This window comes from Sphingomonas taxi, from assembly GCF_000764535.1.
GTDB lineage: Bacteria > Pseudomonadota > Alphaproteobacteria > Sphingomonadales > Sphingomonadaceae > Sphingomonas > Sphingomonas taxi.
The window spans coordinates 2,113,991-2,133,644 of record NZ_CP009571.1 but is presented as its reverse complement, the minus strand read 5'-3'; the positions used below and the strand labels follow the sequence as shown (position 1 = coordinate 2,133,644).

The window sequence follows — 19,654 nt, the reverse complement described above, 5'->3', positions numbered from 1 at the left end:
GCGAAGAGCATGGCGGCCTTTTCCGCCTAGGCGGCTGAACGCACGAGGAATGTTTTGGTCAGCAAAACGAAAGCTGGCGGTTCGCACGCGCCCTTAAATATGCCAACGCCGCATCGCCGCGACGACCGCTTCAGGCTTTTCCCATGGCACGAAATGGCCGGCGTCGATCTTCTCGACCGTCAGCTTCGGCACATAGGGGCCGAGATCGTCGACCAGCACCGGCAGCAGCGCCGAATCGCGCATCCCCCAGATCACCAAAGTGTCCTGCGTTACCGGCGGGAAGGGACGATCGAGGAAAGCGGGGCGGGGCGGCGCCTCGTCCATCGTGGGGACGATGACGGTGGAGGCGCGATACCAGTTGAGCATCGCGGTCATCGCGCCCGGCTGCGACCATTCGTCGAGATAGGCGGCCTTGTCGGCGCCGGCGATGGCGTGGGTGACGTGATGCGCGAAGGTCGAGCCGAGGAACTTCTCGAGGCCGGCGCCGGTCAGGCCGCGGTCGATCGTCGTGTCGCGGAAGCGGGTGATATATTGGCTCGCCTTGCGCTGTTCGGGTTCGTCGAACAGCGCGCGCTGGAAGAGATAGGGGTGCGGCGCGTTGACGATCACCAGCCGCGCGACGCGGTCGGGGCGGGCGAGCGCCGCCATCCACGCGATCGCGCCGCCCCAGTCGTGGCCGACCAGCGTGAACCGGTCGATGTTCAGGTGATCGGCGAGCGCGATGAGGTCGGCGAGGATCCTGTCGGCGGCATAGGCCTCGACGCCCTCGGGCTTCGAGGATCGGGCGAAGCCGCGCTGGTCGGGGGCGATCACATAACGGTCGCGGGCGAGGTCGGGCAGGATGCCGCGCCACGTCCGGTGCGATTCGGGAAAGCCGTGGAGCAGGATCACCGGTGGCCGGTCGGGCGCGCCGGCGATGGCGACGTCGAGTTCGACGCCGGTGGGAAGGGCGATGCGCTGTACCGCTGGGGTCATGAGGCTCTCCTGTTGCTGCGCCGTCCCTGTTTCGTCATCCCCGCGGCGGCGGGGAGGACAGAGGAGGTCAGGGATAGCTCACCGTATTCGGCACTTCGGGGATGGGGATCCATTCCTTGTCGTCGCCGGGGACGACGGGAAATTCGCCCGCCCTCCATGCGCGTTTGGCTTCGTTGATCCGCTCGCGGCTCGACGAGACGAAATTCCACCAGACGTGGCGCGGGGTGCGGAAGGCGTCGCCGCCCGCCAGCATCGCGCGACCGCCGCTGCCCGAGCGCAGCGTCGCGGCGATGCCCGGACGCAGCACGTAGAGCTTCATCGGTTCGAGCGGCACGCCCTCCAGCGTCGCCTCGCCCATCGCGAGATAGACCGCGCGTTCCTCGGCGGCGGCGTCGATCGGCACGCTCGCGCCGGGGTCGAGCGCGATGTCGGCGTAGATCGTGCCGGCATAGGTGGTGGTCGGCGCGCGCTGGCCCCACAGATCGCCCATGATGATGCGCGCGCGGGCGCCGTGCGCGGCGATCGTCGGCAATCCCGCCTTGGCGACATGTTCGAAGCCGGGCGCCATCTCCTCCTGCGCCTCGGGCAGCGCGAGCCAGGTCTGGATGCCGGACAGCGCCGGGCCGGCCTCCCGCTCGTCGCCGGGCGAGCGTTCCGAATGGACGATGCCATGGCCCGCGGTCATCAGATTGACCGCGCCGGGTTCGATCCGCTGGCGGGTGCCGAGCGAATCGCGATGGTCGATCGCCCCGTCGAACAGATAGGTCACGGTCGCGAGGTTGATATGCGGGTGCGGCCGCACGTCGATGCCGTTGCCGATCTCGAGATGCGCCGGCCCCATCTGGTCGAAGAACAGGAACGGGCCGACCATCGTCCGCTCCTTGTTGGGGAGGGTGCGGTGAACCTTGAAGCCGCCGAGGTCGTGGGTGACCGGGGTGATCGTCTGGAGCACGAAGTCATCGAGCACGGGCAGGCTCCGTTTCGCTGAGAAGCTGTTCGAGATCAGCAGGATAGATGGTTTCGGGCCAATCGGCCAGTTCGGCCCGCGCAAACCAGCGCGAGCCGGTGAGGACGCGCTGCTCCAATTCGGTGAGCGCGCCGGCCTTCACCTCGTGCTGGTCGATGTCGACGCGGAAATAGCGTTCGTCGGCGATCACTTCGACGCGCTCGAAGGTGAGGAATTCGCAGGTGCGCTGCGCCACCTCCGGTCCGCAGTCGAGGTCGAGGCCGACCTCCTCCCACAATTCGCGGCGGGCGGCCTGCGCGTAGCTCTCGCCGGGATCGACCGCGCCGCCGGGGGTGCACCAGAGCGGCGGGCGATCGTCCGGGGTGAAGCGCATCAGCAGGACGCGGTCCTCGCCGTCGACGAGGAGGATGCGTGCGGCGGGGCGGGGGATGCGGGCCATAGGCGGACCCTAACCGGTCGCGGCGGCGGCGCGAAGGCGGCAATGGTGAAACGGTGATGTTCCGCGCTTGCCAAGGGCTTGTCCGGCCCCCCCCGTTCGCCCTGAGCCTGTCGAAGGGCGTTGAGACTCACCTGTGCTTCGACGGGCTCAGCACGAACGGTTGGTCGGAGAAGGGCGTCTTGGGCGCTACGCCGCGTCGAGCTCGGGATAGTGGCGGAAGATGCCGTCGGTGTTGAACGGCAGGCGGCGCTCGCTCGCCAGATAGGCGCGGATGCCGGGCAGGTCGGCGACCGCGGCGTGCAGGCGCAGGAGGGCGGGGTAGCGCGGCGCCAGCGTCTTCATCCGCTGGGGGAACATGTAGCGCAGTCCCTCGACGAGCTGGAACAGCGAGGTGTCGCCATAGGTCCAACGATCGGCGAACAGCCAGTCGCCGGCCCCTTGCGCGGCGGCGGCCTCGAAATGGTCGAGATATTTGGGCAGGCGCTCGTCGCGGAACTGCGCGGCGGCGCGGGCGGCCTCGGGCTTCTGGTCGTCGTAATAGTCCATCATCGCGACCGGGTGATGGACGTTGTGCACCTCGGCGACGATGTCGGCGATCGTCAGTTGCAGCTGGTCGAGCCAGTAGCGGTCGGCGAGGCCGGACGGCGCGAGATCGTGCTGCTGGCCGAGATAGTGGAGGATGTTGGCGACCTGCGCGATCGCATGGCCGTCGAGCGCCAGATAGGGCGGAGCATAGGGGCCGCGGCCGGTCTTCGCCCGCGCCGCGAGATCCTGCATCATCGCCTCGGCGCCCTGGGTGCGGGCGCAATCCTCGTAAGGAATGCCGGCGGCTTCGAGCGCGAGGCGGACGAACTCGCCGCGGCCCTGGATCGTCGGCCAATACCACAAGCGATAGACCATGCGCTTACTCCCCGGGGGCGCGCGCCTTGATGGCGAGCGCGTGGATGCGCGTCGACAACAGATCGGCGAGCGCATGGTTCACCGCACGCTGGCGCGCGACGCGGCTGGCGCCGGCGAAGGCAGGGCTTTCGACGAGGACGGTGAAGTGCGATTCGCCGGTGCCGTCGTCGCCCATATGGCCGGCGTGGAGGTGGCTGTCATTGCTGACCTCGAGATGGGTGGGGGCGAGCGCGGCGGTGAGACGGGCGGCGATGATGTCGGCGAGCGGGCCGGTAGCGGTGTCGGTCATCGCGCCTATATATCGGCATTGCGCCAATTAGGGAGCGTTCGTGACGCGCGCGAGTGAGAAGAAGGACCGGCCGCAGACGCGGTTCCACGGTCGGATGGAAGCCCAGGGCCGCGTCTGCGCCGAACCGGGATGCGAGGAGCCGGGCGAGTTCCGCGCGCCGCCGCTGGAAGGCGCGGCGACGGGCAACGGGCCGGGTGCATTCCGATGGATGTGCCTCGACCATGTGCGCGCGTTCAACAGCCGCTACAATTATTTCGACGGCATGACCGCCGACGAGATCCATCAGGCGCAACGGCCGATGGCGGGCTGGGAGAATGAGACGCGTGCCTTCGCGCGGGCGGGCTATGGCGACCAGGGGCCGCGCTGGGCGGATTTCAACGATCCGCTCGATGCGATCGGCGCGCGCTTCCGTCGCGAGGTCGCGCCCGAGCGGAACGACGGCAAGCCGCTGTCGGGGCAGGATCGCGCGAGCCTCAAGGTGCTGGGGCTGGCGGCGGATGCCGACCGGCAGGCGCTGCGCAAACGCTATTCGGAGCTGGTGCGGCAATATCACCCCGACCGCAACGGCGGCGACCGCAGCCACGAGGCGCGGCTGCAATCGGTGATCGCGGCGTATCAGCAATTGCGACAGGCGCCGGCCTTCGTCTGATCGGGGGCGTAGTCTATTCGCTCGCCAGGCGCCGTGCGATCGCCTCCAACTGGTCGGCGGCGGCGTTCCACCCCGCCTCGAACCCCATTGCGGCGTGGCTGGCCTTCGCCTCCGCCGTCCAGTGCCGCGCGGTCGCCGTGTAGCGCGTGCCACCGGCCTCTTCGGCGAACGAATCGATCCGCACCATGAACGGGCCGGCGGGGTGCCAGCCCGCGGTGAAGGCGTCGGTCGCGACGATCCGCACCTGCGGCACCACCTCGAGATACACGCCCTCGAGCCGGTTTTCCTCGCCGCCGGGGCCGCGCATGACGATCTGCGAACGGCCGCCGGCGACGAGCTCCTGCGTTACGAATTCGGCGGTCCAGGGCTTGGGGCAGAACCACGCGCCGGTATCCTCGGTCCATGCCCGCCATACGGCGGCGACCGGCGCGTCGATCAGGCGGGTGATCGACAGTTCGTGCGCGGCCGTCATGCGGTGGCGCTCCGGCGCGGACCGACGAGGCCGATCTGGCTGCCGTCGGGATCGAGGATATTGGCGGAATAGTCGCCGCCGGGGATCTCGTCCGGGCCCTGGATCAACGTGCCGCCCGCCGCCTGCGCCGCCACGATCGCCGTATCGATCTCGGCGACGAGGACATAGCTGTTCCAGCGTGCCGGTGCCTGCGTGCTGACGCTCGACATGACGGCCCCGGGTCGCGCGTCGCCGGCGGCGAGGAAGGTATAGTCGCCCATCTGCCCCATCGGCATCGCGCCCGCCGCCGTCCAGCCGAACAGCGCCCCGTAGAAGGCGAGCGCTTCGTCGGGATCGGGCGTCGCGAGCTCGATCCAGACCGCGTGGCCGACGGCATCGGGGGCCTGCGAGAAGGGGGCGGCCTCATCCTGCGCCACGGGCTGCATGAGCCGGAGGTCGACCCCCTGCGGATCGCGCAGGATCGCGATCGTGCCGACGTGCGGGATGGCCATCGGCGCGAGCAGGATCGTCGCGCCGCGCTGCTGTGCGAGGGCGAGCGTCGCCGCGATATCGCGCGTCGCGAAATAGATGCCCCACCCGCCGTTCGGCGGCGCACCCGGCGGGGGCGCCATCATCCCGGCGACGCTGACGCCGTCTGGGGCTGCGGCGAGCAAATAGCCGCCATGTTCGGGCGTCGGCGACGGCTGCGTCGTCCAGCCGAGGACGCGGTCGTAGAAGCGCGCGGCGCGGGCCGGATCGGGCGCCGTCAGTTCGAACCAGATCGGCAAGCCGTCGGTCAGTGGCATCGCAAAGCCTCCGTCAGGATTGGAACAGCAAGGTAAAGCCGCCGTAGATCATGCGCTTGCCATCGAAGGGCAGCGCTTCGGGCGCGGTCTCCATCCGGGGATCGGCCATCGCCGCGGCCATGCCGGCGTCGCGGACCGCCTTCGACGGCCATTCGATCCATGAGAAGACGACGCTTTCGCCGTCCTCGCGCTGCGTCGCCAGCGGGAAGCTGGTGCGTGTGCCGGGCGGGACGTCGTCACCCCATGCCTCGACGACGCGAGTCGCGCCGTGATCGAGGAAGATCGGTGCCGATCGGGTGGCAAGCGCGACATAGGCGTCGCGGTCGCGCGCGGCGAGCAGGAAGCCGTCGACATAACCGGTGGCGGGCGAGGGCGCGCCCTGATCGACGACGACCTCGAAGCCGCCATAGATCATCCGTGCGCCGTCGAACGGCATCGTCTCGATCAGCGCCGCCATCTCGGGAGCGGCCATCACCTGTGCAGCGGCGGCGTCGCGCGTCGCCTTGTCGGCATATTCGATCCAGCTGAACACCACCGTCTCGTCCGGCGTCGCCTGCACGGCGCGATGGAAATCGGTGTGCGTGCCATGGGGGACATCGTCGCCCCAGGCTTCGCCCTGCCGCCCGGCACCCGCCGCCTGCAAGACCGTCCAGCCTTGTGCCGCATGGCGACGATAGGCATCGCGTCGTGCACTCGGCACGGCGGTGACGAAGCCGTCGATATAGCGCATCGGCTCGCTCTCCTTTTTTCAAGGGATTACCTGCCTTTTCCGGTCCTGCGTCAAGCCCCGCGCGTACGATCGCGGTCGCGGCGGCTTGACGGCGGGGCAATCCGTTTCCACTGGATAGGCGATGCGCCATTCGCTCGCTTCGCGCGTTGGGGAGGGCCGCCTCTGATTTGCCCAGCTTCGAAACGGTGCCCCGACCCGATGACCGATATCCCCAATACCCAGCCCGACAGCCGCGAGACGACGATCCTCGATGCCCCCGACAAGATGGTCGGCATCCGCGAGCTGTTCGGCATCGACAGCGACATGCAGGTGCCCGCGTTCAGCGAGGCGGACGAGCGCGTCCCCGATCTCGACCCCGCCTATGTCTTCGATCCGGACACGACGCTGGCGGTGCTGGCGGGCTTCGCGCACAACCGGCGCGTGATGGTGCAGGGCTATCACGGCACCGGCAAGTCGAGCCATATCGAGCAGGTCGCGGCACGGCTCAACTGGCCGTGCATCCGCATCAACCTCGACGCGCATATCAGCCGGATCGACCTGATCGGCCGCGACGCGATCGTGCTGCGCGATGGCCAGCAGGTGACCGAATTCCGCGAGGGCCTGTTGCCATGGGCGTTGCAGACGCCGACCGCTCTGGTGTTCGACGAATATGACGCGGGGCGGCCCGACGTGATGTTCGTGATCCAGCGCGTGCTGGAGACCGAGGGCAAGCTGACCTTGCTCGACCAGAATCGCGTGATCCGCCCGAACCCGTGGTTCCGGCTGTTCGCGACCGCCAATACGGTCGGTCTCGGCGACACCAGCGGGCTGTATCACGGCACGCAGCAGATCAACCAGGGCCAGATGGACCGCTGGAACATCGTCGTCACGCTCAACTATCTGCCGGCGGCGGTCGAATCGCAGATCGTGCTCGCCAAGTCGGGCGAATATGACAAGCCCGAGGGCAAGAAGACCGTCGAACAGATGGTCCGCGTCGCCGACATGACGCGCAAGGGCTTCGTCAACGGCGATATCTCGACGGTGATGAGCCCGCGCACGGTGATCACCTGGGCGCAGAACACGCTGATCTTCGGCGACGTCGGCTTCGCGTTCCGGTTGAGCTTCCTCAACAAGTGCGACGAGAACGAGCGGCCGCTGGTGGCGGAATATTTTCAGCGCGTGTTCGGCAAGGACCTGCCGGAGAGCGTGGTGGGGAAAGCGTAAGGATCGGATGACGAAGGCCGAGGCTCTCGAACGGTTGCGTGCGCGTGAGCCCGAATTGCGCCAGCTCGGGATCATGCGCCTGTCGATCTTCGGGTCGACGGCGCGCGATGAGGCGCGGCCGGATTCGGACGTCGATCTGGTCGCGACGGTGGATTATGATGCGGTCCGTGCGCTCGGCCCGTTCGGCTTCTTCGGGATCGAAGGCCGGATCGAGGACATGCTCGGCGTCAAGGTCGACTTCATGACCGAGGCGTCGCTGGAGCCGAGGTTGCAGGCGCAGGTCGATCGGGATCGTGTCCATGTCTTTTGATCGTATCGAAAGCCGTCTTCACCATATCGTCGACAATGCGGACCGGATCTCGGTCTATCTCGACGGCTACGACTACGATCGCTTCCGGGCGGACCAGCTGGTCGCGGATGCGGTCGAACGGTGTATCGAACGGATATCGGAGGCGGTCGTGCAGATCGGTGCGCAAGCCGTCGCGGCGCTCGCTCTCCCGGTACCGTTCAACGATGTGCGCAGTCTCGGTAATCGCCTGCGCCACGAGTACAGCCGGATCGATGCGCAGGTCATCTACGATACGGCGCGCACCGACATCCCCGCGCTGCGAGACGCCGCGCAGCGCGCACTGGAAAACTGATGGCAAACGATACCCCCCTCGACCGGTTCAAGGCGGTGCTCGCCGGGACGGCGCGCGCGATCGCGGAGGAGCCGGAGGTCGAACTCGGTTTCACCGCCGACGCGCCGGCGCAATCGGGCAAACATATCAAGGTGCCGATGCCGGCGCGCACGCTCCCCGCCGAACAGGTGGCGGAGGCGCGCGGCTTTTCCGATGGCTTCGCGTTGCGGCTGCGCCATCACGACGATGCGCTCCATATGCGTCACGCGCCCGCCGAGGCGGTGGCGCGATCGGTGTTCGACGCGGTCGAGAGCGCGCGGGTCGAGGCGCTCGGCAGCCGCGGTTATGCGGGCATCGCCGACAATCTGGCGCATGCGCTCGACGTGCGGATGCGCAGCGACCCGATCACGCGGGCGCGGACGCGTGAGGAGGTGCCGCTCGCCAGCGCCCTGTCGCTGCTGGTGCGCGAGCGGCTGACCGGGCTGGAAGCGCCGGCCGCCGCCGCGCCCGGCCTCGCATTGGTGCGCGAATGGATTGATGCGCGCACCGACCTGTCGAGCCTCGCGCTCGCGCTCGACGACCAGCGCGCGTTCCAGAGCCTCGCGATGAAGATGCTCGAGGAACTCGAGCTGGTCGAGGGCGAGGTCTTGCCCGAAAACGCCGACGAGGGCGGCTCGGAGGACGAAGGCACCGACGAGCATCAGCAGGACGAAGGCGAGGAGGATCAGGAGCAGGAGGGCGGCCAGGGCGAAGGCGAGGTCGACGCGCGCGGCGAGGCGCAGGAATCGGACAGCGACGACGGCGAGGGCGAGGAATTCGGCGACCAGTCGATGGACGACCTCGACGGCGAACCCGGCGACGACGGTGACGAGGGGATGCAGCCGGTGCGCCCCAACCGCCCGAACAGCGACTTCATGCCGCAGTTCGAATATAAGCCGTGGACGACGCAGTTCGACGAGGTCGTCGCCGCCACCGATTTGTGCGACGCCGAGGAACTGGCACGGCTGCGCGGCTATCTCGACCAGCAGCTCGCGCATTTGCAATCGGCGGTGTCGAAGCTCGCCAACCGGTTGCAGCGGCGACTGATGGCACAACAGTCGCGGTCGTGGGATTTCGATCAGGACGAGGGCATGCTCGATGCGGCGCGGCTGGCGCGCGTCGTCGTCACGCCGGGCCAGTCGCTGAGCTACAAGATCGAGCGCGAGACCGATTTCCGCGACACGGTGGTGACGCTGCTGATCGACAATTCGGGGTCGATGCGCGGCCGGCCGATTGGCATCGCCGCGATCAGCGCCGATATCCTTGCGCGCACGCTGGAGCGCTGCGGCGTCAAGACCGAGATCCTGGGCTTCACGACGCGGGCGTGGAAGGGCGGGCAGGCGCGCGAGACGTGGCTGGCCGCGGGGCGGCCGCCGCAGCCGGGGCGGCTCAACGACATCCGCCACATCGTCTACAAGAAGGCGGACGAGCCGTGGCGGCGCGCGCGCACCAACCTCGGCCTGATGATGCGCGAGGGGCTGCTCAAGGAGAATATCGACGGCGAGGCGCTGCTCTGGGCGCACAGCCGGCTGCTCGCGCGACCCGAGGAGCGGCGCATCCTGATGGTGATCAGCGACGGCGCGCCGGTCGACGATTCGACGCTGTCGGTCAATTCTGGCAGCTATCTGGAGCGGCATTTGCGTCAGGTGATCGGCTGGATCGAGAGCAAGTCGCCGGTCGAGCTGGTCGCGATCGGCATCGGCCACGACGTGACGCGCTATTACGCACGCGCGGTGACGATCATGGACGCCGAGCAACTGGGCGGGACGATCATCGAGCAATTGGCGGCGCTGTTCGACACGCCGTGACGTAAGGCGCGGAATAGCTGGTAAAAGTTTTCCCTACCTGCTTCGGTATGCGGCTGGTGGGCGAGGGGATGGGTGTGGACGTTGCGCAGGACCGGGCCTTGCGCCCGCACGGCCGGGAGCTGGGGGGTTGAACCGGTCCGCGCTTCGGATCCTCGCCGGGCTGGCGCTCGGGTTGATCGGCGGGGCGATGGTCAGCGGGCGGGCGTTGGCCGCGCCGATGCTCGCGGTGACCGGGCCGGTCGGGCGGTTGTGGCTCGATGCGTTGACGATGACGGTGGTGCCGCTCGTCTTCTCCCTGCTCGTCACCGGTATTCTCGGCGCGGCGCAGGACGCGCGGCAGGATCGGGTGGCGTTGCGCGCCTTGCTCTGGTTCGCGGCGTTGCTGTGCGGCGGGTGTCTGGCGGCGGCGGCGAGCACGACGTTGCTGCTGCATCTGTGGCCGGTCGGCGATGCGGCGGCGTTGCGGCCGGTGGGTGCGGTGCCGGCGATCGGCGGGGCGGGGGACTGGCTCGGCAACATCATCCCGGCCAATCCGATCAAGGCGGCGGCGGAGACGGCGATGGTGCCGCTCGTCGTCTTCGCTTTGTTCTTCGGCTTCGCCGCGACGCGCGTCGCGCCCGAGCTGCAGCGCGCGTTGCAGACGATGTTCCGGGCGATCGCAGAGACGATGCTGGTGATCGTGCAATGGGTGCTGCTGGTCGCGCCGATCGGCGTATTCGCGCTCGCCTTCGGACTCGGTGCGCGGGCGGGGAGCGGCGCGGTGGCGGTGCTCGCGCACTATGTCGTGATCGTCGCCTGCGCGTGCCTGCTGATCGGCGTGCTCGCCTATGTCGTCGTGCTCGTCTTTGGCGGGCTGTCGCCGCTGCGCTTCGCGAAGGCGGCGCTGCCGGCGCAGGTCGTCGCGCTCTCGACGCAATCCTCGCTGGCGACGCTGCCGGCGATGGTCGAGGCGGCGCCCGCATTGGGCGTCGCGCGCAATGCGGCGGGGATCGTTCTGCCGCTCGCCGTGTCGATCTTCCGCGCTGCGAGCGCTGCCGCCAACATCGCGGTCGCGCTGTATCTGGCGGCGGTCTACGGCATGTCGCCGGGGATCGGCCTGGTGGTAACGGGCGCGCTCGTCGCGGCGGCGGTCAGCCTCGCCGCGGTCGGACTGCCGGCGCAGGTGTCGTTCTTCGCGACGATCGGGCCGGTGTGCCTCGCGCTCGGCGTGCCGGTGGAGCTGTTGCCGTTGCTGCTCGCGGTCGAGACGATCCCCGATCTGTTCCGCACGGTCGGCAACGTCACCGCCGACATGGCGGTGATGCGGCTAGCCGGCGCGGGTGACGACCGCGGCGACCAGCGCGATGCGGTCGACGTCGCGGTATAGGGCATTCTCCAGTTCCTCGCCGAACACGTCGGGGTCGATCTCGCGATAGCGCATCGTGCAGCCGCGCGCGGCCGCCGCCTCGGCGAGTGCGGCGGCGAGCTGGTCGTGGCCGCGGACGATCGCACTGCCGGTGTAGAGGATCAGCCGGCCGGCGGGGGCAAGCCGGTCCATCGCCATCACCGCCATGTCGAGCGATACCTGACCGCCGTGCATCGCGCCGCCGTGACGGTAGAGCCGCTTGCCGCTGTCGATGACGTAGGGCGGGTTGGCGGTGGCGACGTCGATGGGACCCGGGATGGTGGCGAGGCTGTCGCTCTCGTGGAAGTCGGCGGCGATGCCGGCCGCGGCGGCGTTGATGCGCGCAAAGCGGAGCGCCGCCGGATTGACGTCGGTCATGTGGATGCGCAGCCCCGGGCAAGCGGTCGCGGCGACGATGCCGCCGACGCCCGAGCCGGTACCGATGTCGACCATCTGCGCGCCGGCGCGTGCCGGGCAGTCGCGCAGTTCGTCGCGGATCAAATCGGCGAACCGATAGCTGTCCGGGCCGAAGAAGACCGCATCCGCCGCGTCGGTGGGATAAGCGGAATGGACGAAGAGATGATCGTGGAGCCGCGAGACGCGGATCGTCGCGCGGCGGCGATCGCCGGCCGGTACGGTGACGCCGGCACGGTCGAGCAGCGCTTCGATCGCCGCGTCGCAGTCGCCGGGGCGATAGGGCAGGCTCCAGCCGAGCATGTCCTCGACGCAGCGCGCCGCCTGCCGGTCGGCGCGGGCGAGAACGCGGGCGTGGGTCGCCGGGGTCGGGGTGACGAACCGATGGTCGCGGTCACGCAACAGGGCGAGGAGATGCCGCAGCTCGGCGTCCGCCGATCGAACCGCCGGCTGGTCCGGTCTCGACACCCGCATCTCTCCTGAATCGTTGATGTGGCGTAACGTCTTGCGATGGTGCGGGTTCCTGTGGTCTTCGGGGTCGCGGCGCTCGGCCGCTTCCGCGTTATGTCGAAACGGGTCGAGACCTCTCGCCATGGAGCCGCACGGTGCTCCTGCGAAAGCAGGAGCCTAGGGTCGAGCGAGCTAACGCCTCGTGACGCTTGGGACTCCTGGGCTCCTGCTTTCGCAGGAGCACTGGGATAGCTTCGAGCAGGGTCGGGTGTGACCGCGGGCACCGCCCCATCCCGATCGCTGGCGGCGCTACGCGGGATCGTTGTAAGGCGGTCGCGCTTTGACGCAGCGCGACAGGATCAGCGGAGACGATATGACCAAGACGGCTTTCATCACCGGCGCGACCGCCGGCATCGGCGCGGCGGCGGCGACGGCGTTCGTGGGTGCGGGGTGGCGCGTGATCGCCACCGGGCGGCGGGTCGAGCGGCTCGACGCGTTGCGCGCGCGGCTCGGCGAGGCGGTGCATACGCTCGCCTTCGACGTCGCCGACGAAGCGGCGGCGGGCAAGGCAATCGCCGGATTGCCCGAGGACTGGCGCGACGTCGATCTGCTGATCAACAACGCCGGGCTGGCGCTCGGTACGAAGCCGGCGCAGGAGGCGAACCTCGACGACTGGCGGACGATGATCGCGACCAACGTCACCGCTCTGGTGTCGCTGACCCACCGGCTGCTGCCGGGACTGATCGCGCGGCGTGGGGCGATCATCAATCTGTCGTCGGTGGCGGCGACTTATCCGTATAGCGGCGGCAACGTCTATGGCGGCACCAAGGCGTTCGTCGAGCAATTCTCGCTCGGCCTGCGCTCCGACCTGCACGGCAAGGGGGTGCGCGTCACCTCGATCGAACCGGGCATGGTCGAGACCGAATTCACCACGGTGCGCACCGGCGGCGATCAGGCGGCGTCCGACGCGCTCTACAAAGGCGCCGATCCGATGACCGCGGAGGATATCGCCGCGACTATGCTGTGGGTGGCGACGCTGCCGCCGCATCTCAACATCAACCGGCTGGAGCTGATGCCGGTCAGCCAGTCGTTCGCCGGCTTTCAGGTCGCGCGCGCGGGCTGATCCGCTTCGGCGCAGGGGTCGCGCAGCCGGCCCGACAGAAAGGCGATCAGCGCCTCGACCCGCGCCGGGCGCAGCGCGCTCGGCGGGGTGAGCAGATGCAGGCCGATCGCCGCGGCGGACCAGTCGGGCAGGATCGTCACCACCGCGCCGCTGCCAATATGCGGTCCGACGATGAAGCCGGGCAGGCGGGCGATGCCGAGCCCGGCGATCAGCGTCGGGATCAGCGCCTCGCCGCTATTGGCGATCAGCGGCCCCTGCGGACGGATCGCGACGTCGCTGCCGTCGGCGTGCTGGAAGCGCCACGGCGCGAGCACGTTGGAATAGCCGAGCACGCGATGGCGGGCGAGCTCGGACGGGTGAGTAGGCGTGCCGTGCGCGGCGAGGTAGGCGGGGGCCGCGACCAGATGCGTGCGGATGTCGCACAGGCGGCGACCGCGCAGGCTGCTGTCGGGCAGGTCGCCGATGCGCAGCGCGACGTCGAAGCCTTCGGCGACGATATCGACGCGCGCGTCGGACAGATGCAGGTCGATCTCGATGCCGGGATGGGCGGCGAGGAATTCGGCGAGCAGCGGCGCGACGTTGCGCACGCCGAAGCTCATCGGCGCGGCGAGGCGGACGCGGCCGGTCGGTGCGCTCAGTGCGTCGCGCGCGGCTTCCTCGGCAGCCTGCGCCTCGGCGAGGATGCGCGCGGCGTGCGCGGCGAGCGGCTTGCCCGCCTCGGTCAGCGCGAGCCGGCGCGAGGTGCGGTGGAACAGCGACTGGCCGATCTGCTCTTCGAGCCGGGTGATCGCCTTCGACACGGTCGCCTTGCTGAGGCCGATCGCATCGGCGGCGGCGCTGAACGAATTGTGCTCGGCGACGGCGGCGAAGATCGCCCAGGCTTCGAGATCGGGTAGGCGCATCATGGTCCCTTCGGCAGGCCGGGGAACCTAGCGTGGAAACGGTCGGTTTCCAGCGTTTCCGTTTACGCACCGTCCCGACGGGACCATTTAGGGTGCGACACGCACATTGGAGACGTTCGGATGACCAAGGTTCTGGTGCTCTATTATTCGTCCTACGGCCATATCGAACAGATGGCCGACGCCGTCGCCGAGGGCGCGCGCGCCGGCGGGGCGGAGGTCGATATCCGCCGCGTCGCCGAGACGGCGCCCGCCGAGGTGGTCAAGGCCGCGCATTTCAAGACCGACACCGCGCACCCCGAGATCGAAGGCCCGGACGCGCTCGCCCAGTATGACGCGATCATCGTCGGCGCGCCGACCCGCTATGGCCGGATGCCGGCGCAGATGGCGGCCTATTGGGACACGACCGGTGGCCTGTGGGCGAAGGGTGCGCTGGTCGGAAAGGTCGGCGGCGCGTTCACCTCGACCGCCAGCCAGCATGGCGGGCAGGAGACGACGCTGTTCTCGATCATCACCAATCTGCTGCATCACGGCATGACGATCGTCGGTCTGGACTATGGTTTCCAGGGCCAGATGGGCGTTGACGAGGTCCGCGGCGGCTCGCCTTATGGCGCGACGACGATCGCCGCCGGTGATGGCTCGCGCCAGCCGCATGAGGAAGAACTCGCCGGCGCGCGCTATCAGGGCAAGCGGATCGCCGAGACGGCCGCCAAGCTGAAGTGAGGCAAGGGGCGGCCTGCGCGTGAGCGGGCCGCCTTCGTACGTGCCCCAACAACTCCGCCAGTGCTCCTGCGAACGCAGGAGCCCAGGGTTCCGAGCGCAATAGGACGTTGTTTGGCTTGGCCCTGGGCTCCTGCTTTCGCAGGAGCACCGGGCTGTCTGGATGACTGTACGCGCCTCACTGCCCCGCGCGTGGCGCTCCGCCGCAAACGCGCCTACATCCCTGACGATGCCGACCCAGCCGCCCCGCCTGCCGCCGCCCGCGCCCGAGGATGCCGCGGCACGCAACATGCGGTTGCTTGTGCTGCTGCGCTGGATGGCGGTCGGCGGACAGGCGGCGGCGATCCTGATCGTCCATTACGGGCTCGGCATCCACCTGCCGGTCGTCGCGATGGGGGTGGTGCTCGCCGCGCTCGTCATGCTCAATGCGATGACGTGGCTCGGCCATCCGCATTGGCCGGTGACCAATTTCCAGTTGTTCGGCTCGCTGGCCTGCGACGTCGTCGCGCTGTCGGTGCAGCTCTATCTCAGCGGCGGGGCGTCCAATCCGTTCGTCTCGCTCTACCTGTTGCAGGTGGTGATGGGCGCGGTGCTGCTCCACGCCTGGTCGAGCTGGGCGCTGGTCGCGCTGACGACGGTGGCGTTCGGGCTGGTCGCGCTGCTTAGCCCGCCGCTGGCGCTGCCGCCGTGGTTCGCGACGCGGCTTTCGCCGGTCTATGTCATGGGATTATGGGCCAATTTCGTGCTCGCCGCGGTGCTGCTCGTGCTGTTCGTGACGCGGATCGCCGCCAACCTCCGCAGCCGCGATGCGCATCTCGCCGCGATGCGCCAGCGCGCCGCCGAGGAGGACCATATCGTCCGCATGGGCCTGCTTGCCAGCGGCGCGGCGCACGAACTCGGCACGCCATTGTCGTCGATCCTCGTGTTGCTCGGCGACTGGAAGAGCGAGGCGGCGATCCGTGCCGAACCGCGCCTCGCCGCGGAGGTCGACGAGATGCAGGCGGAGGTGATGCGCTGCAAGACGATCGTGTCGGGCATCCTGTTCGCCGCGGGCGAGGTGACCGGCGAGGCGCCCGAACGCACGACGCTGCGCCGGTTCCTGTCGGGGATCGTCGCGGTCTGGCCGGGGGCGGTGACGTTCGAGGACCGGATCGGCGACGACCGGCCGATCGTATCCGACCGCGCGCTGGGGCAGGCGCTGACCAATTTGCTCGACAATGCCGCGGAGGCGGGGGCATCGGCGATCACGCTGACCGCGGCGGTGGAGGGGGCGGTGATCGTGCTGACCGTGCGCGACGATGGCAGCGGCTTTCCGCCAGCGGTGCTCGCCGGGATCGGCAAGCCCTATAACACCAGCAAGGAGCGGCGCGGCGCGGGGCTGGGGCTGTTTCTCGCCACCAACGTGCTGCGCACGCTCGGCGGGACGCTGGCGGCGCGCAATATCGCGGGCGGCGCGGAGATGGTGCTGCGGCTGCCGGTGGCGGCGCTGGCGTTGGAGGACGGGGCATGAGCGAGCGGCGGCTGCTGATCGTCGAGGACGACGCCAATTTCGCGCGGACGCTGGGGCGCTCGTTCGAGCGGCGCGGCTATGCGGTGACGATGCTGCCCGGGCCGGACGGGCTGGAGGCGGCGGTGGCCGACTTCAGGCCCGATCATGCGGTGGTCGACCTGCGGCTGGGCGGCGCGTCGGGGCTGGCCTGCGTGGCGACGATCCATGGCATCGATCCGGGCATCAAGATCGTCGTGCTGACCGGCTTCGCCAGCATCGCGACCGCGGTCGAGGCGATCAAGCTCGGCGCGACCAACTACCTGACCAAGCCCGCCAATACCGACGATATCGAGGCGGCGTTCGCGCGGATCGACGGCGATGCCGGCGCGACAATCGCCGCGGCGCCGCCGACGTCGATCAAGACGCTGGAATGGGAGCATATCCACCAGACGCTGGCGGACGTCGACTTCAACATCTCCGAGGCGGCGCGGCGGCTGGGGATGCACCGGCGGACGCTGGCGCGGAAGCTCGACAAGCGGCACATGGGATAAGCCTATTCCTCCCCGGCACGGGGAGGGGGACCGCCGTGCGCCAGCGCGGTGGTGGAGGGGGGCTTCCACCGGGCATGGCGTTTGAGGAAGCCCCCCTCCGTCACGCCCTGCGGGCGCGCCACCTCCCCGTGCCGGGGAGGAATTTACTTCAGCAGCTTGGGTGCTTCCTGCTGGATTACGTCGCGGATCTTGCCGGCGAACAGGCCGAGGAAGCCGGGCAGGTCGACGATCGCATGGACGTTGCTGTCCGACACCGTCGCGCGGCAGCCGATCGTCTGGCCCATCGCGCCGACGGTGAAATGCATCGTGTCGCCCTCCCAGCGATGCTCGACCTGCGCGCCGCCGGGGATCAGCCGGCCGATCTTGCCGATGCCGCCGTCGAGGCGTTCGCGTACCGCGGTCTTGCCGAGCTGATGGGGAATGTCGAGTTCGATCGGGGCGCTCATATCTGATCCTTCGTCGTGGCGAACAGCATCGCATCGTTCCCGAACGCCTTGAACTCGAGCGCGTTGCCCGACGGGTCGGAGAAGAACATCGTCGCCTGCTCGCCCGCCTCGCCGCGGAAGCGGACGTGCGGCTCGATCCCGAAGCGTACGCCCGCGGCGGCGACGCGCTCGCTCAGCGCCTGCCAGTCGGCCATGGTGAGGACGACGCCGAAATGGGGGACGGGGACGTGGTGGCCGTCGACTTCGTTGGCGACCTGCACGGCGCGGGCGGCGGGGTCGAGATGCGCGACGATCTGATGGCCGAACAGGTCGAAGTCGATCCATTGCTCGCTGGAACGGCCCTCGGGGCAGCCGAGCACACCGCCGTAGAAGGCGCGCGCCGCGGCGAGATCGTGGACCGGGAAGGCGAGATGGAAGGGGCGTAGGGACATGTGGCGAAGGTAGGGGAGGGTGGTGGCTGGCGCCACCGCAATTCCTTCGTTGACGGGGAGGGCTACTAAATGCCGGCGGCGGGAGGTTCGATCGGCGTCCTCATCAGGTCCGTCACCCCGGACTCGTTCCGGGGTCCACTCTGCGGCGAGGAGAAAGGCTTGAGGCGGCACCGTTCCCTTGCGGCCCGGTGGACCCCGGAACAAGTCCGGGGTGACGGGGCGGGTTGGGAAAGCGGCGGGCCGACAATGCGCGTTCATATGCGATCCCCCAAGCCGGCGGGGGAGGACATCGCGTTTGCCGCACGCTACACGGCGCCGCATGCCCGCCTTGCTCTCCCGCCGTCCCGCCCTCGTCGCGCTGATCCTCGGGGCGATCGCCGCGACCGGGTTCGCGCCGTTGCAGCTCTGGCCGTTGACGCTGGTCGGGCTCGCCGGGCTCGCCGCGCTCGTCCAGCGCGCCGATACCGGCCGGCGGGCGCTGTGGCTCGGCTGGTGCTGGGGCGTCGGGCATTTCACGATCAACAACAACTGGTTCCAGCACGCCTTCGACTTTCAGGACAAGATGCCGCCGGTGCTCGGCTATTTCGCCGCGGTCGGGCTGGCGCTGTATCTGGCGATCTTCCCGATGGCCGCTGCGGGCATCGGCTGGCGCTTCGGCCGCGGCGCGCGGCCCGATGCCGGTTATGCGCTCGTCTTCGCGGCGGCGTGGATCGCCAGCGAATATCTGCGCAGCGTGCTGTTCAGCGGCTATGCCTGGGACCCGATCGGGGTGATCTGGTTGCCGGTGATCGGCGTCGCGCGGCTGTCGGCGTGGATCGGCACCTATGCACTGTCGGGCGTCACGGTGCTCGCCGCGGTGTCGTTGCTGCTCCTGCCGCAGCGGCGGTGGCGGTTGCCGGCGGGGCTCTTGGCGCTGTTGGTCGTCGCGGCGGTCTCCGCTTTGTGGACGCAGGCGCCGGCCGCCCGGCCCGATGCGCCGCTGCTGCGCGTCGTGCAGCCCAATGTCGGGCAGGACGCGCGCGGCGAGGGCGATCAGGAGGTGATGCTCGCCGCGCTGATCCGCCAGTCGGGAACGCCCGGACCGCGGCCGCGGCTGGTGCTGTGGCCAGAGGGGGTGATCCGCGACTATCTGGAAAGCGGCTATCCGCGCTGGATCTATTTCGGCCAGAGCCCGCTGTTCAACCGCTGGCGGCTGGCGCGGCTGCTCGGCCCGCGCGACGTGCTGATGACCGGCCATACGCCGCTGCGCTTCGACGCCAAGGGCGATGTCGCGGGGGCGTCCAATTCGGTGTTCGCGCTCGATGCCCGCGCGCGCATCATCGGCCGCTACGACAAGGCGCATCTGGTGCCGTTCGGCGAGTATCTGCCGGTGCCGTGGCTGCTCAAGCCGCTTGGCCTCGCGCGGCTGGTGCCGGGTGATTTCGACTTCGACGACGGCCCCGGTCCACGCACGCTGACGATCCCGGGCTTCGGCGCGATCGGCTTCCAGATCTGCTACGAGATCATCTTCTCCGGCCATACGGTCGACGAGGCGCATCGCCCCGCAATCCTCTTCAACCCCTCGACCGATGCCTGGTTCGGGCGCTGGGGGCCGCCGCAGCATCTCGCGCAGGCGCGGATGCGGGCGATCGAGGAAGGGCTGCCGATCGTCCGCTCGACTCCGACCGGCATTTCGGCGGTGATCGCCGCCGACGGACGGCTGCTCGCCACCGTGCCGCACGAGACGGCGGGGGCGATCGAGCTGCCGATGCCGCCGGCGCTGCCGCCCACGTTGTTCAGCCGGCTGGGGAATTTTGCGGCGCTGATCGTCGCGCTCGGCTTCGCGGCGGCGGCGATTGCCATCCGCCGCCGTGCGCGTTAGGAGCGGACAT

At 69.3% G+C, this 19,654-nt stretch carries 23 protein-coding genes; 11 read left to right on the top strand and 12 right to left on the bottom strand.

All coding sequences use genetic code 11. From position 1 onward, the window contains the following. Nucleotides 1-93: 93 nt before the first annotated feature. The 5 genes from MC45_RS09610 to MC45_RS09590 form a co-directional block, all read right to left on the bottom strand. Nucleotides 94-975: an alpha/beta fold hydrolase gene (locus MC45_RS09610; protein ID WP_038662344.1), complete on the bottom strand. Its 882-nt coding sequence runs from the start codon at nt 973-975 to the stop codon at nt 94-96. 67 nt (nt 976-1,042) lie between these two features. After that, nucleotides 1,043-1,942, bottom strand: a complete 900-nt coding sequence (locus MC45_RS09605; RefSeq protein WP_038662342.1) for a pirin family protein — start codon at nt 1,940-1,942, stop codon at nt 1,043-1,045. Next, entirely contained in the window at nt 1,932-2,381 is a 450-nt protein-coding gene (locus MC45_RS09600; protein WP_038662339.1) for an NUDIX hydrolase, read from the bottom strand. Before MC45_RS09600 ends, MC45_RS09605 begins: the two co-directional genes overlap by 11 nt. A 186-nt stretch (nt 2,382-2,567) precedes the next feature. Next, complete coding sequence (locus MC45_RS09595) at nt 2,568-3,281, bottom strand: glutathione S-transferase (protein ID WP_038662337.1); 714 nt, start codon at nt 3,279-3,281, stop codon at nt 2,568-2,570. A gap of 4 nt (nt 3,282-3,285) precedes the next feature. Then, nucleotides 3,286-3,570 carry a BolA family protein gene (locus tag MC45_RS09590; RefSeq protein ID WP_038662334.1) on the bottom strand — a complete coding sequence of 95 codons (285 nt, stop codon included), beginning with the start codon at nt 3,568-3,570 and terminating at the stop codon, nt 3,286-3,288. A 94-nt stretch (nt 3,571-3,664) separates the two neighbouring features. Between MC45_RS09590 and MC45_RS09585 the strand changes: the two genes are divergently transcribed. Then, nucleotides 3,665-4,219 carry a J domain-containing protein gene (locus tag MC45_RS09585; protein ID WP_171009392.1) on the top strand — a complete coding sequence of 185 codons (555 nt, stop codon included), beginning with the start codon at nt 3,665-3,667 and terminating at the stop codon, nt 4,217-4,219. Nucleotides 4,220-4,232: 13 nt separating this feature from the next. Here MC45_RS09585 and MC45_RS09580 read toward each other — a convergent pair whose 3' ends face one another. The 3 genes from MC45_RS09580 to MC45_RS20060 are packed head-to-tail and all read right to left on the bottom strand — an operon-like array spanning nt 4,233 to nt 6,206. Beyond that, nucleotides 4,233-4,691 (bottom strand): SRPBCC family protein, encoded by a 459-nt coding sequence (locus MC45_RS09580; RefSeq protein WP_038662328.1) that lies wholly within the window; start codon nt 4,689-4,691, stop codon nt 4,233-4,235. Next, nucleotides 4,688-5,476: a VOC family protein gene (locus MC45_RS09575; protein ID WP_038662325.1), complete on the bottom strand. Its 789-nt coding sequence runs from the start codon at nt 5,474-5,476 to the stop codon at nt 4,688-4,690. The genes MC45_RS09580 and MC45_RS09575 overlap by 4 nt, the downstream gene beginning before the upstream one ends. Before the next feature lie 13 nt (nt 5,477-5,489). Next, complete coding sequence (locus MC45_RS20060; RefSeq protein WP_038662322.1) at nt 5,490-6,206, bottom strand: DUF1428 domain-containing protein; 717 nt, start codon at nt 6,204-6,206, stop codon at nt 5,490-5,492. Between the two features lie 198 nt (nt 6,207-6,404). Here MC45_RS20060 and cobS point away from each other — a divergent pair, with 198 nt between their 5' ends. From cobS to MC45_RS09545, 5 genes are all read left to right on the top strand, one after another. Next, nucleotides 6,405-7,409, top strand: coding sequence for a cobaltochelatase subunit CobS (cobS, locus tag MC45_RS09565; protein WP_038662320.1), 1,005 nt, complete (start codon nt 6,405-6,407; stop codon nt 7,407-7,409). 7 nt (nt 7,410-7,416) lie between these two features. Further along, complete coding sequence (locus tag MC45_RS09560) at nt 7,417-7,719, top strand: nucleotidyltransferase family protein (RefSeq protein ID WP_038662317.1); 303 nt, start codon at nt 7,417-7,419, stop codon at nt 7,717-7,719. Further along, nucleotides 7,709-8,050: a HepT-like ribonuclease domain-containing protein gene (locus MC45_RS09555; protein ID WP_038662314.1), complete on the top strand. Its 342-nt coding sequence runs from the start codon at nt 7,709-7,711 to the stop codon at nt 8,048-8,050. The genes MC45_RS09560 and MC45_RS09555 overlap by 11 nt, the downstream gene beginning before the upstream one ends. Next, the gene (gene cobT, locus MC45_RS09550; RefSeq protein ID WP_038662312.1) at nt 8,050-9,876 is read left to right on the top strand and encodes a cobaltochelatase subunit CobT; all 1,827 of its coding nucleotides are present in this window, start codon (nt 8,050-8,052) and stop codon (nt 9,874-9,876) included. Before MC45_RS09555 ends, cobT begins: the two co-directional genes overlap by 1 nt. 127 nt (nt 9,877-10,003) lie before the next feature. Further along, the gene (locus tag MC45_RS09545; protein ID WP_038662310.1) at nt 10,004-11,242 is read left to right on the top strand and encodes a dicarboxylate/amino acid:cation symporter; all 1,239 of its coding nucleotides are present in this window, start codon (nt 10,004-10,006) and stop codon (nt 11,240-11,242) included. On the opposite strand, the gene MC45_RS09540 is transcribed toward MC45_RS09545, so the two are convergent. Further along, nucleotides 11,183-12,148: a methyltransferase gene (locus tag MC45_RS09540; RefSeq protein WP_038662308.1), complete on the bottom strand. Its 966-nt coding sequence runs from the start codon at nt 12,146-12,148 to the stop codon at nt 11,183-11,185. The two genes, MC45_RS09545 and MC45_RS09540, sit on opposite strands and share 60 nt — an antisense overlap. Before the next feature lie 349 nt (nt 12,149-12,497). Between MC45_RS09540 and MC45_RS09535 the strand changes: the two genes are divergently transcribed. After that, nucleotides 12,498-13,247 (top strand): SDR family NAD(P)-dependent oxidoreductase, encoded by a 750-nt coding sequence (locus tag MC45_RS09535; protein ID WP_038667048.1) that lies wholly within the window; start codon nt 12,498-12,500, stop codon nt 13,245-13,247. On the opposite strand, the gene MC45_RS09530 is transcribed toward MC45_RS09535, so the two are convergent. Further along, nucleotides 13,226-14,149, bottom strand: a complete 924-nt coding sequence (locus MC45_RS09530) for a LysR family transcriptional regulator (protein ID WP_038667047.1) — start codon at nt 14,147-14,149, stop codon at nt 13,226-13,228. The two genes, MC45_RS09535 and MC45_RS09530, sit on opposite strands and share 22 nt — an antisense overlap. A 120-nt stretch (nt 14,150-14,269) precedes the next feature. On the opposite strand from MC45_RS09530, the gene wrbA reads away from it, so the two are divergent. The 3 genes from wrbA (at nt 14,270) to MC45_RS09515 (ending at nt 16,906) form a co-directional block, all read left to right on the top strand. Further along, on the top strand, nt 14,270-14,869 hold the full coding sequence (gene wrbA, locus MC45_RS09525) for an NAD(P)H:quinone oxidoreductase (RefSeq protein WP_038662305.1): 600 nt from the start codon (nt 14,270-14,272) through the stop codon (nt 14,867-14,869). 226 nt (nt 14,870-15,095) lie between these two features. Then, on the top strand, nt 15,096-16,376 hold the full coding sequence (locus MC45_RS09520; protein WP_038662302.1) for an ATP-binding protein: 1,281 nt from the start codon (nt 15,096-15,098) through the stop codon (nt 16,374-16,376). Further along, nucleotides 16,373-16,906 (top strand): response regulator transcription factor, encoded by a 534-nt coding sequence (locus tag MC45_RS09515; protein WP_038662299.1) that lies wholly within the window; start codon nt 16,373-16,375, stop codon nt 16,904-16,906. Before MC45_RS09520 ends, MC45_RS09515 begins: the two co-directional genes overlap by 4 nt. Before the next feature lie 143 nt (nt 16,907-17,049). On the opposite strand, the gene MC45_RS09510 is transcribed toward MC45_RS09515, so the two are convergent. Together MC45_RS09510 and MC45_RS09505 are read right to left on the bottom strand one after the other, a co-directional pair. Next, on the bottom strand, nt 17,050-17,352 hold the full coding sequence (locus MC45_RS09510) for a polyhydroxyalkanoic acid system family protein (RefSeq protein WP_038662297.1): 303 nt from the start codon (nt 17,350-17,352) through the stop codon (nt 17,050-17,052). Further along, nucleotides 17,349-17,783, bottom strand: a complete 435-nt coding sequence (locus tag MC45_RS09505; protein ID WP_038662294.1) for a VOC family protein — start codon at nt 17,781-17,783, stop codon at nt 17,349-17,351. The genes MC45_RS09510 and MC45_RS09505 overlap by 4 nt, the downstream gene beginning before the upstream one ends. A gap of 319 nt (nt 17,784-18,102) precedes the next feature. Between MC45_RS09505 and lnt the strand changes: the two genes are divergently transcribed. Further along, nucleotides 18,103-19,644: an apolipoprotein N-acyltransferase gene (gene lnt / locus MC45_RS09500; protein ID WP_038662291.1), complete on the top strand. Its 1,542-nt coding sequence runs from the start codon at nt 18,103-18,105 to the stop codon at nt 19,642-19,644. The last annotated feature ends 10 nt before the right edge of the window (nt 19,645-19,654 follow it).

Excerpts from the sequence above, each read along its gene's own strand:
- MC45_RS09610 (WP_038662344.1), bottom strand. The coding sequence starts at position 975 with ATGACCCCAGCGGTACAGCGCATCGCCCTTCCCACCGGCGTCGAACTC.
- MC45_RS09600 (WP_038662339.1), bottom strand. The coding sequence starts at position 2,381 with ATGGCCCGCATCCCCCGCCCCGCCGCACGCATCCTCCTCGTCGACGGC.
- MC45_RS09595 (WP_038662337.1), bottom strand. The coding sequence starts at position 3,281 with ATGGTCTATCGCTTGTGGTATTGGCCGACGATCCAGGGCCGCGGCGAG.
- MC45_RS09590 (WP_038662334.1), bottom strand. The coding sequence starts at position 3,570 with ATGACCGACACCGCTACCGGCCCGCTCGCCGACATCATCGCCGCCCGT.
- MC45_RS09585 (WP_171009392.1), top strand. The coding sequence starts at position 3,665 with ATGGAAGCCCAGGGCCGCGTCTGCGCCGAACCGGGATGCGAGGAGCCG.
- MC45_RS09580 (WP_038662328.1), bottom strand. The coding sequence starts at position 4,691 with ATGACGGCCGCGCACGAACTGTCGATCACCCGCCTGATCGACGCGCCG.
- MC45_RS09575 (WP_038662325.1), bottom strand. The coding sequence starts at position 5,476 with ATGCCACTGACCGACGGCTTGCCGATCTGGTTCGAACTGACGGCGCCC.
- MC45_RS20060 (WP_038662322.1), bottom strand. The coding sequence starts at position 6,206 with ATGCGCTATATCGACGGCTTCGTCACCGCCGTGCCGAGTGCACGACGC.
- cobS (WP_038662320.1), top strand. The coding sequence starts at position 6,405 with ATGACCGATATCCCCAATACCCAGCCCGACAGCCGCGAGACGACGATC.
- MC45_RS09560 (WP_038662317.1), top strand. The coding sequence starts at position 7,417 with ATGACGAAGGCCGAGGCTCTCGAACGGTTGCGTGCGCGTGAGCCCGAA.
- MC45_RS09555 (WP_038662314.1), top strand. The coding sequence starts at position 7,709 with ATGTCTTTTGATCGTATCGAAAGCCGTCTTCACCATATCGTCGACAAT.
- cobT (WP_038662312.1), top strand. The coding sequence starts at position 8,050 with ATGGCAAACGATACCCCCCTCGACCGGTTCAAGGCGGTGCTCGCCGGG.
- MC45_RS09540 (WP_038662308.1), bottom strand. The coding sequence starts at position 12,148 with ATGCGGGTGTCGAGACCGGACCAGCCGGCGGTTCGATCGGCGGACGCC.
- MC45_RS09535 (WP_038667048.1), top strand. The coding sequence starts at position 12,498 with ATGACCAAGACGGCTTTCATCACCGGCGCGACCGCCGGCATCGGCGCG.
- MC45_RS09530 (WP_038667047.1), bottom strand. The coding sequence starts at position 14,149 with ATGCGCCTACCCGATCTCGAAGCCTGGGCGATCTTCGCCGCCGTCGCC.
- wrbA (WP_038662305.1), top strand. The coding sequence starts at position 14,270 with ATGACCAAGGTTCTGGTGCTCTATTATTCGTCCTACGGCCATATCGAA.
- MC45_RS09520 (WP_038662302.1), top strand. The coding sequence starts at position 15,096 with ATGCCGACCCAGCCGCCCCGCCTGCCGCCGCCCGCGCCCGAGGATGCC.
- MC45_RS09515 (WP_038662299.1), top strand. The coding sequence starts at position 16,373 with ATGAGCGAGCGGCGGCTGCTGATCGTCGAGGACGACGCCAATTTCGCG.
- MC45_RS09510 (WP_038662297.1), bottom strand. The coding sequence starts at position 17,352 with ATGAGCGCCCCGATCGAACTCGACATTCCCCATCAGCTCGGCAAGACC.
- MC45_RS09505 (WP_038662294.1), bottom strand. The coding sequence starts at position 17,783 with ATGTCCCTACGCCCCTTCCATCTCGCCTTCCCGGTCCACGATCTCGCC.
- lnt (WP_038662291.1), top strand. The coding sequence starts at position 18,103 with ATGCCCGCCTTGCTCTCCCGCCGTCCCGCCCTCGTCGCGCTGATCCTC.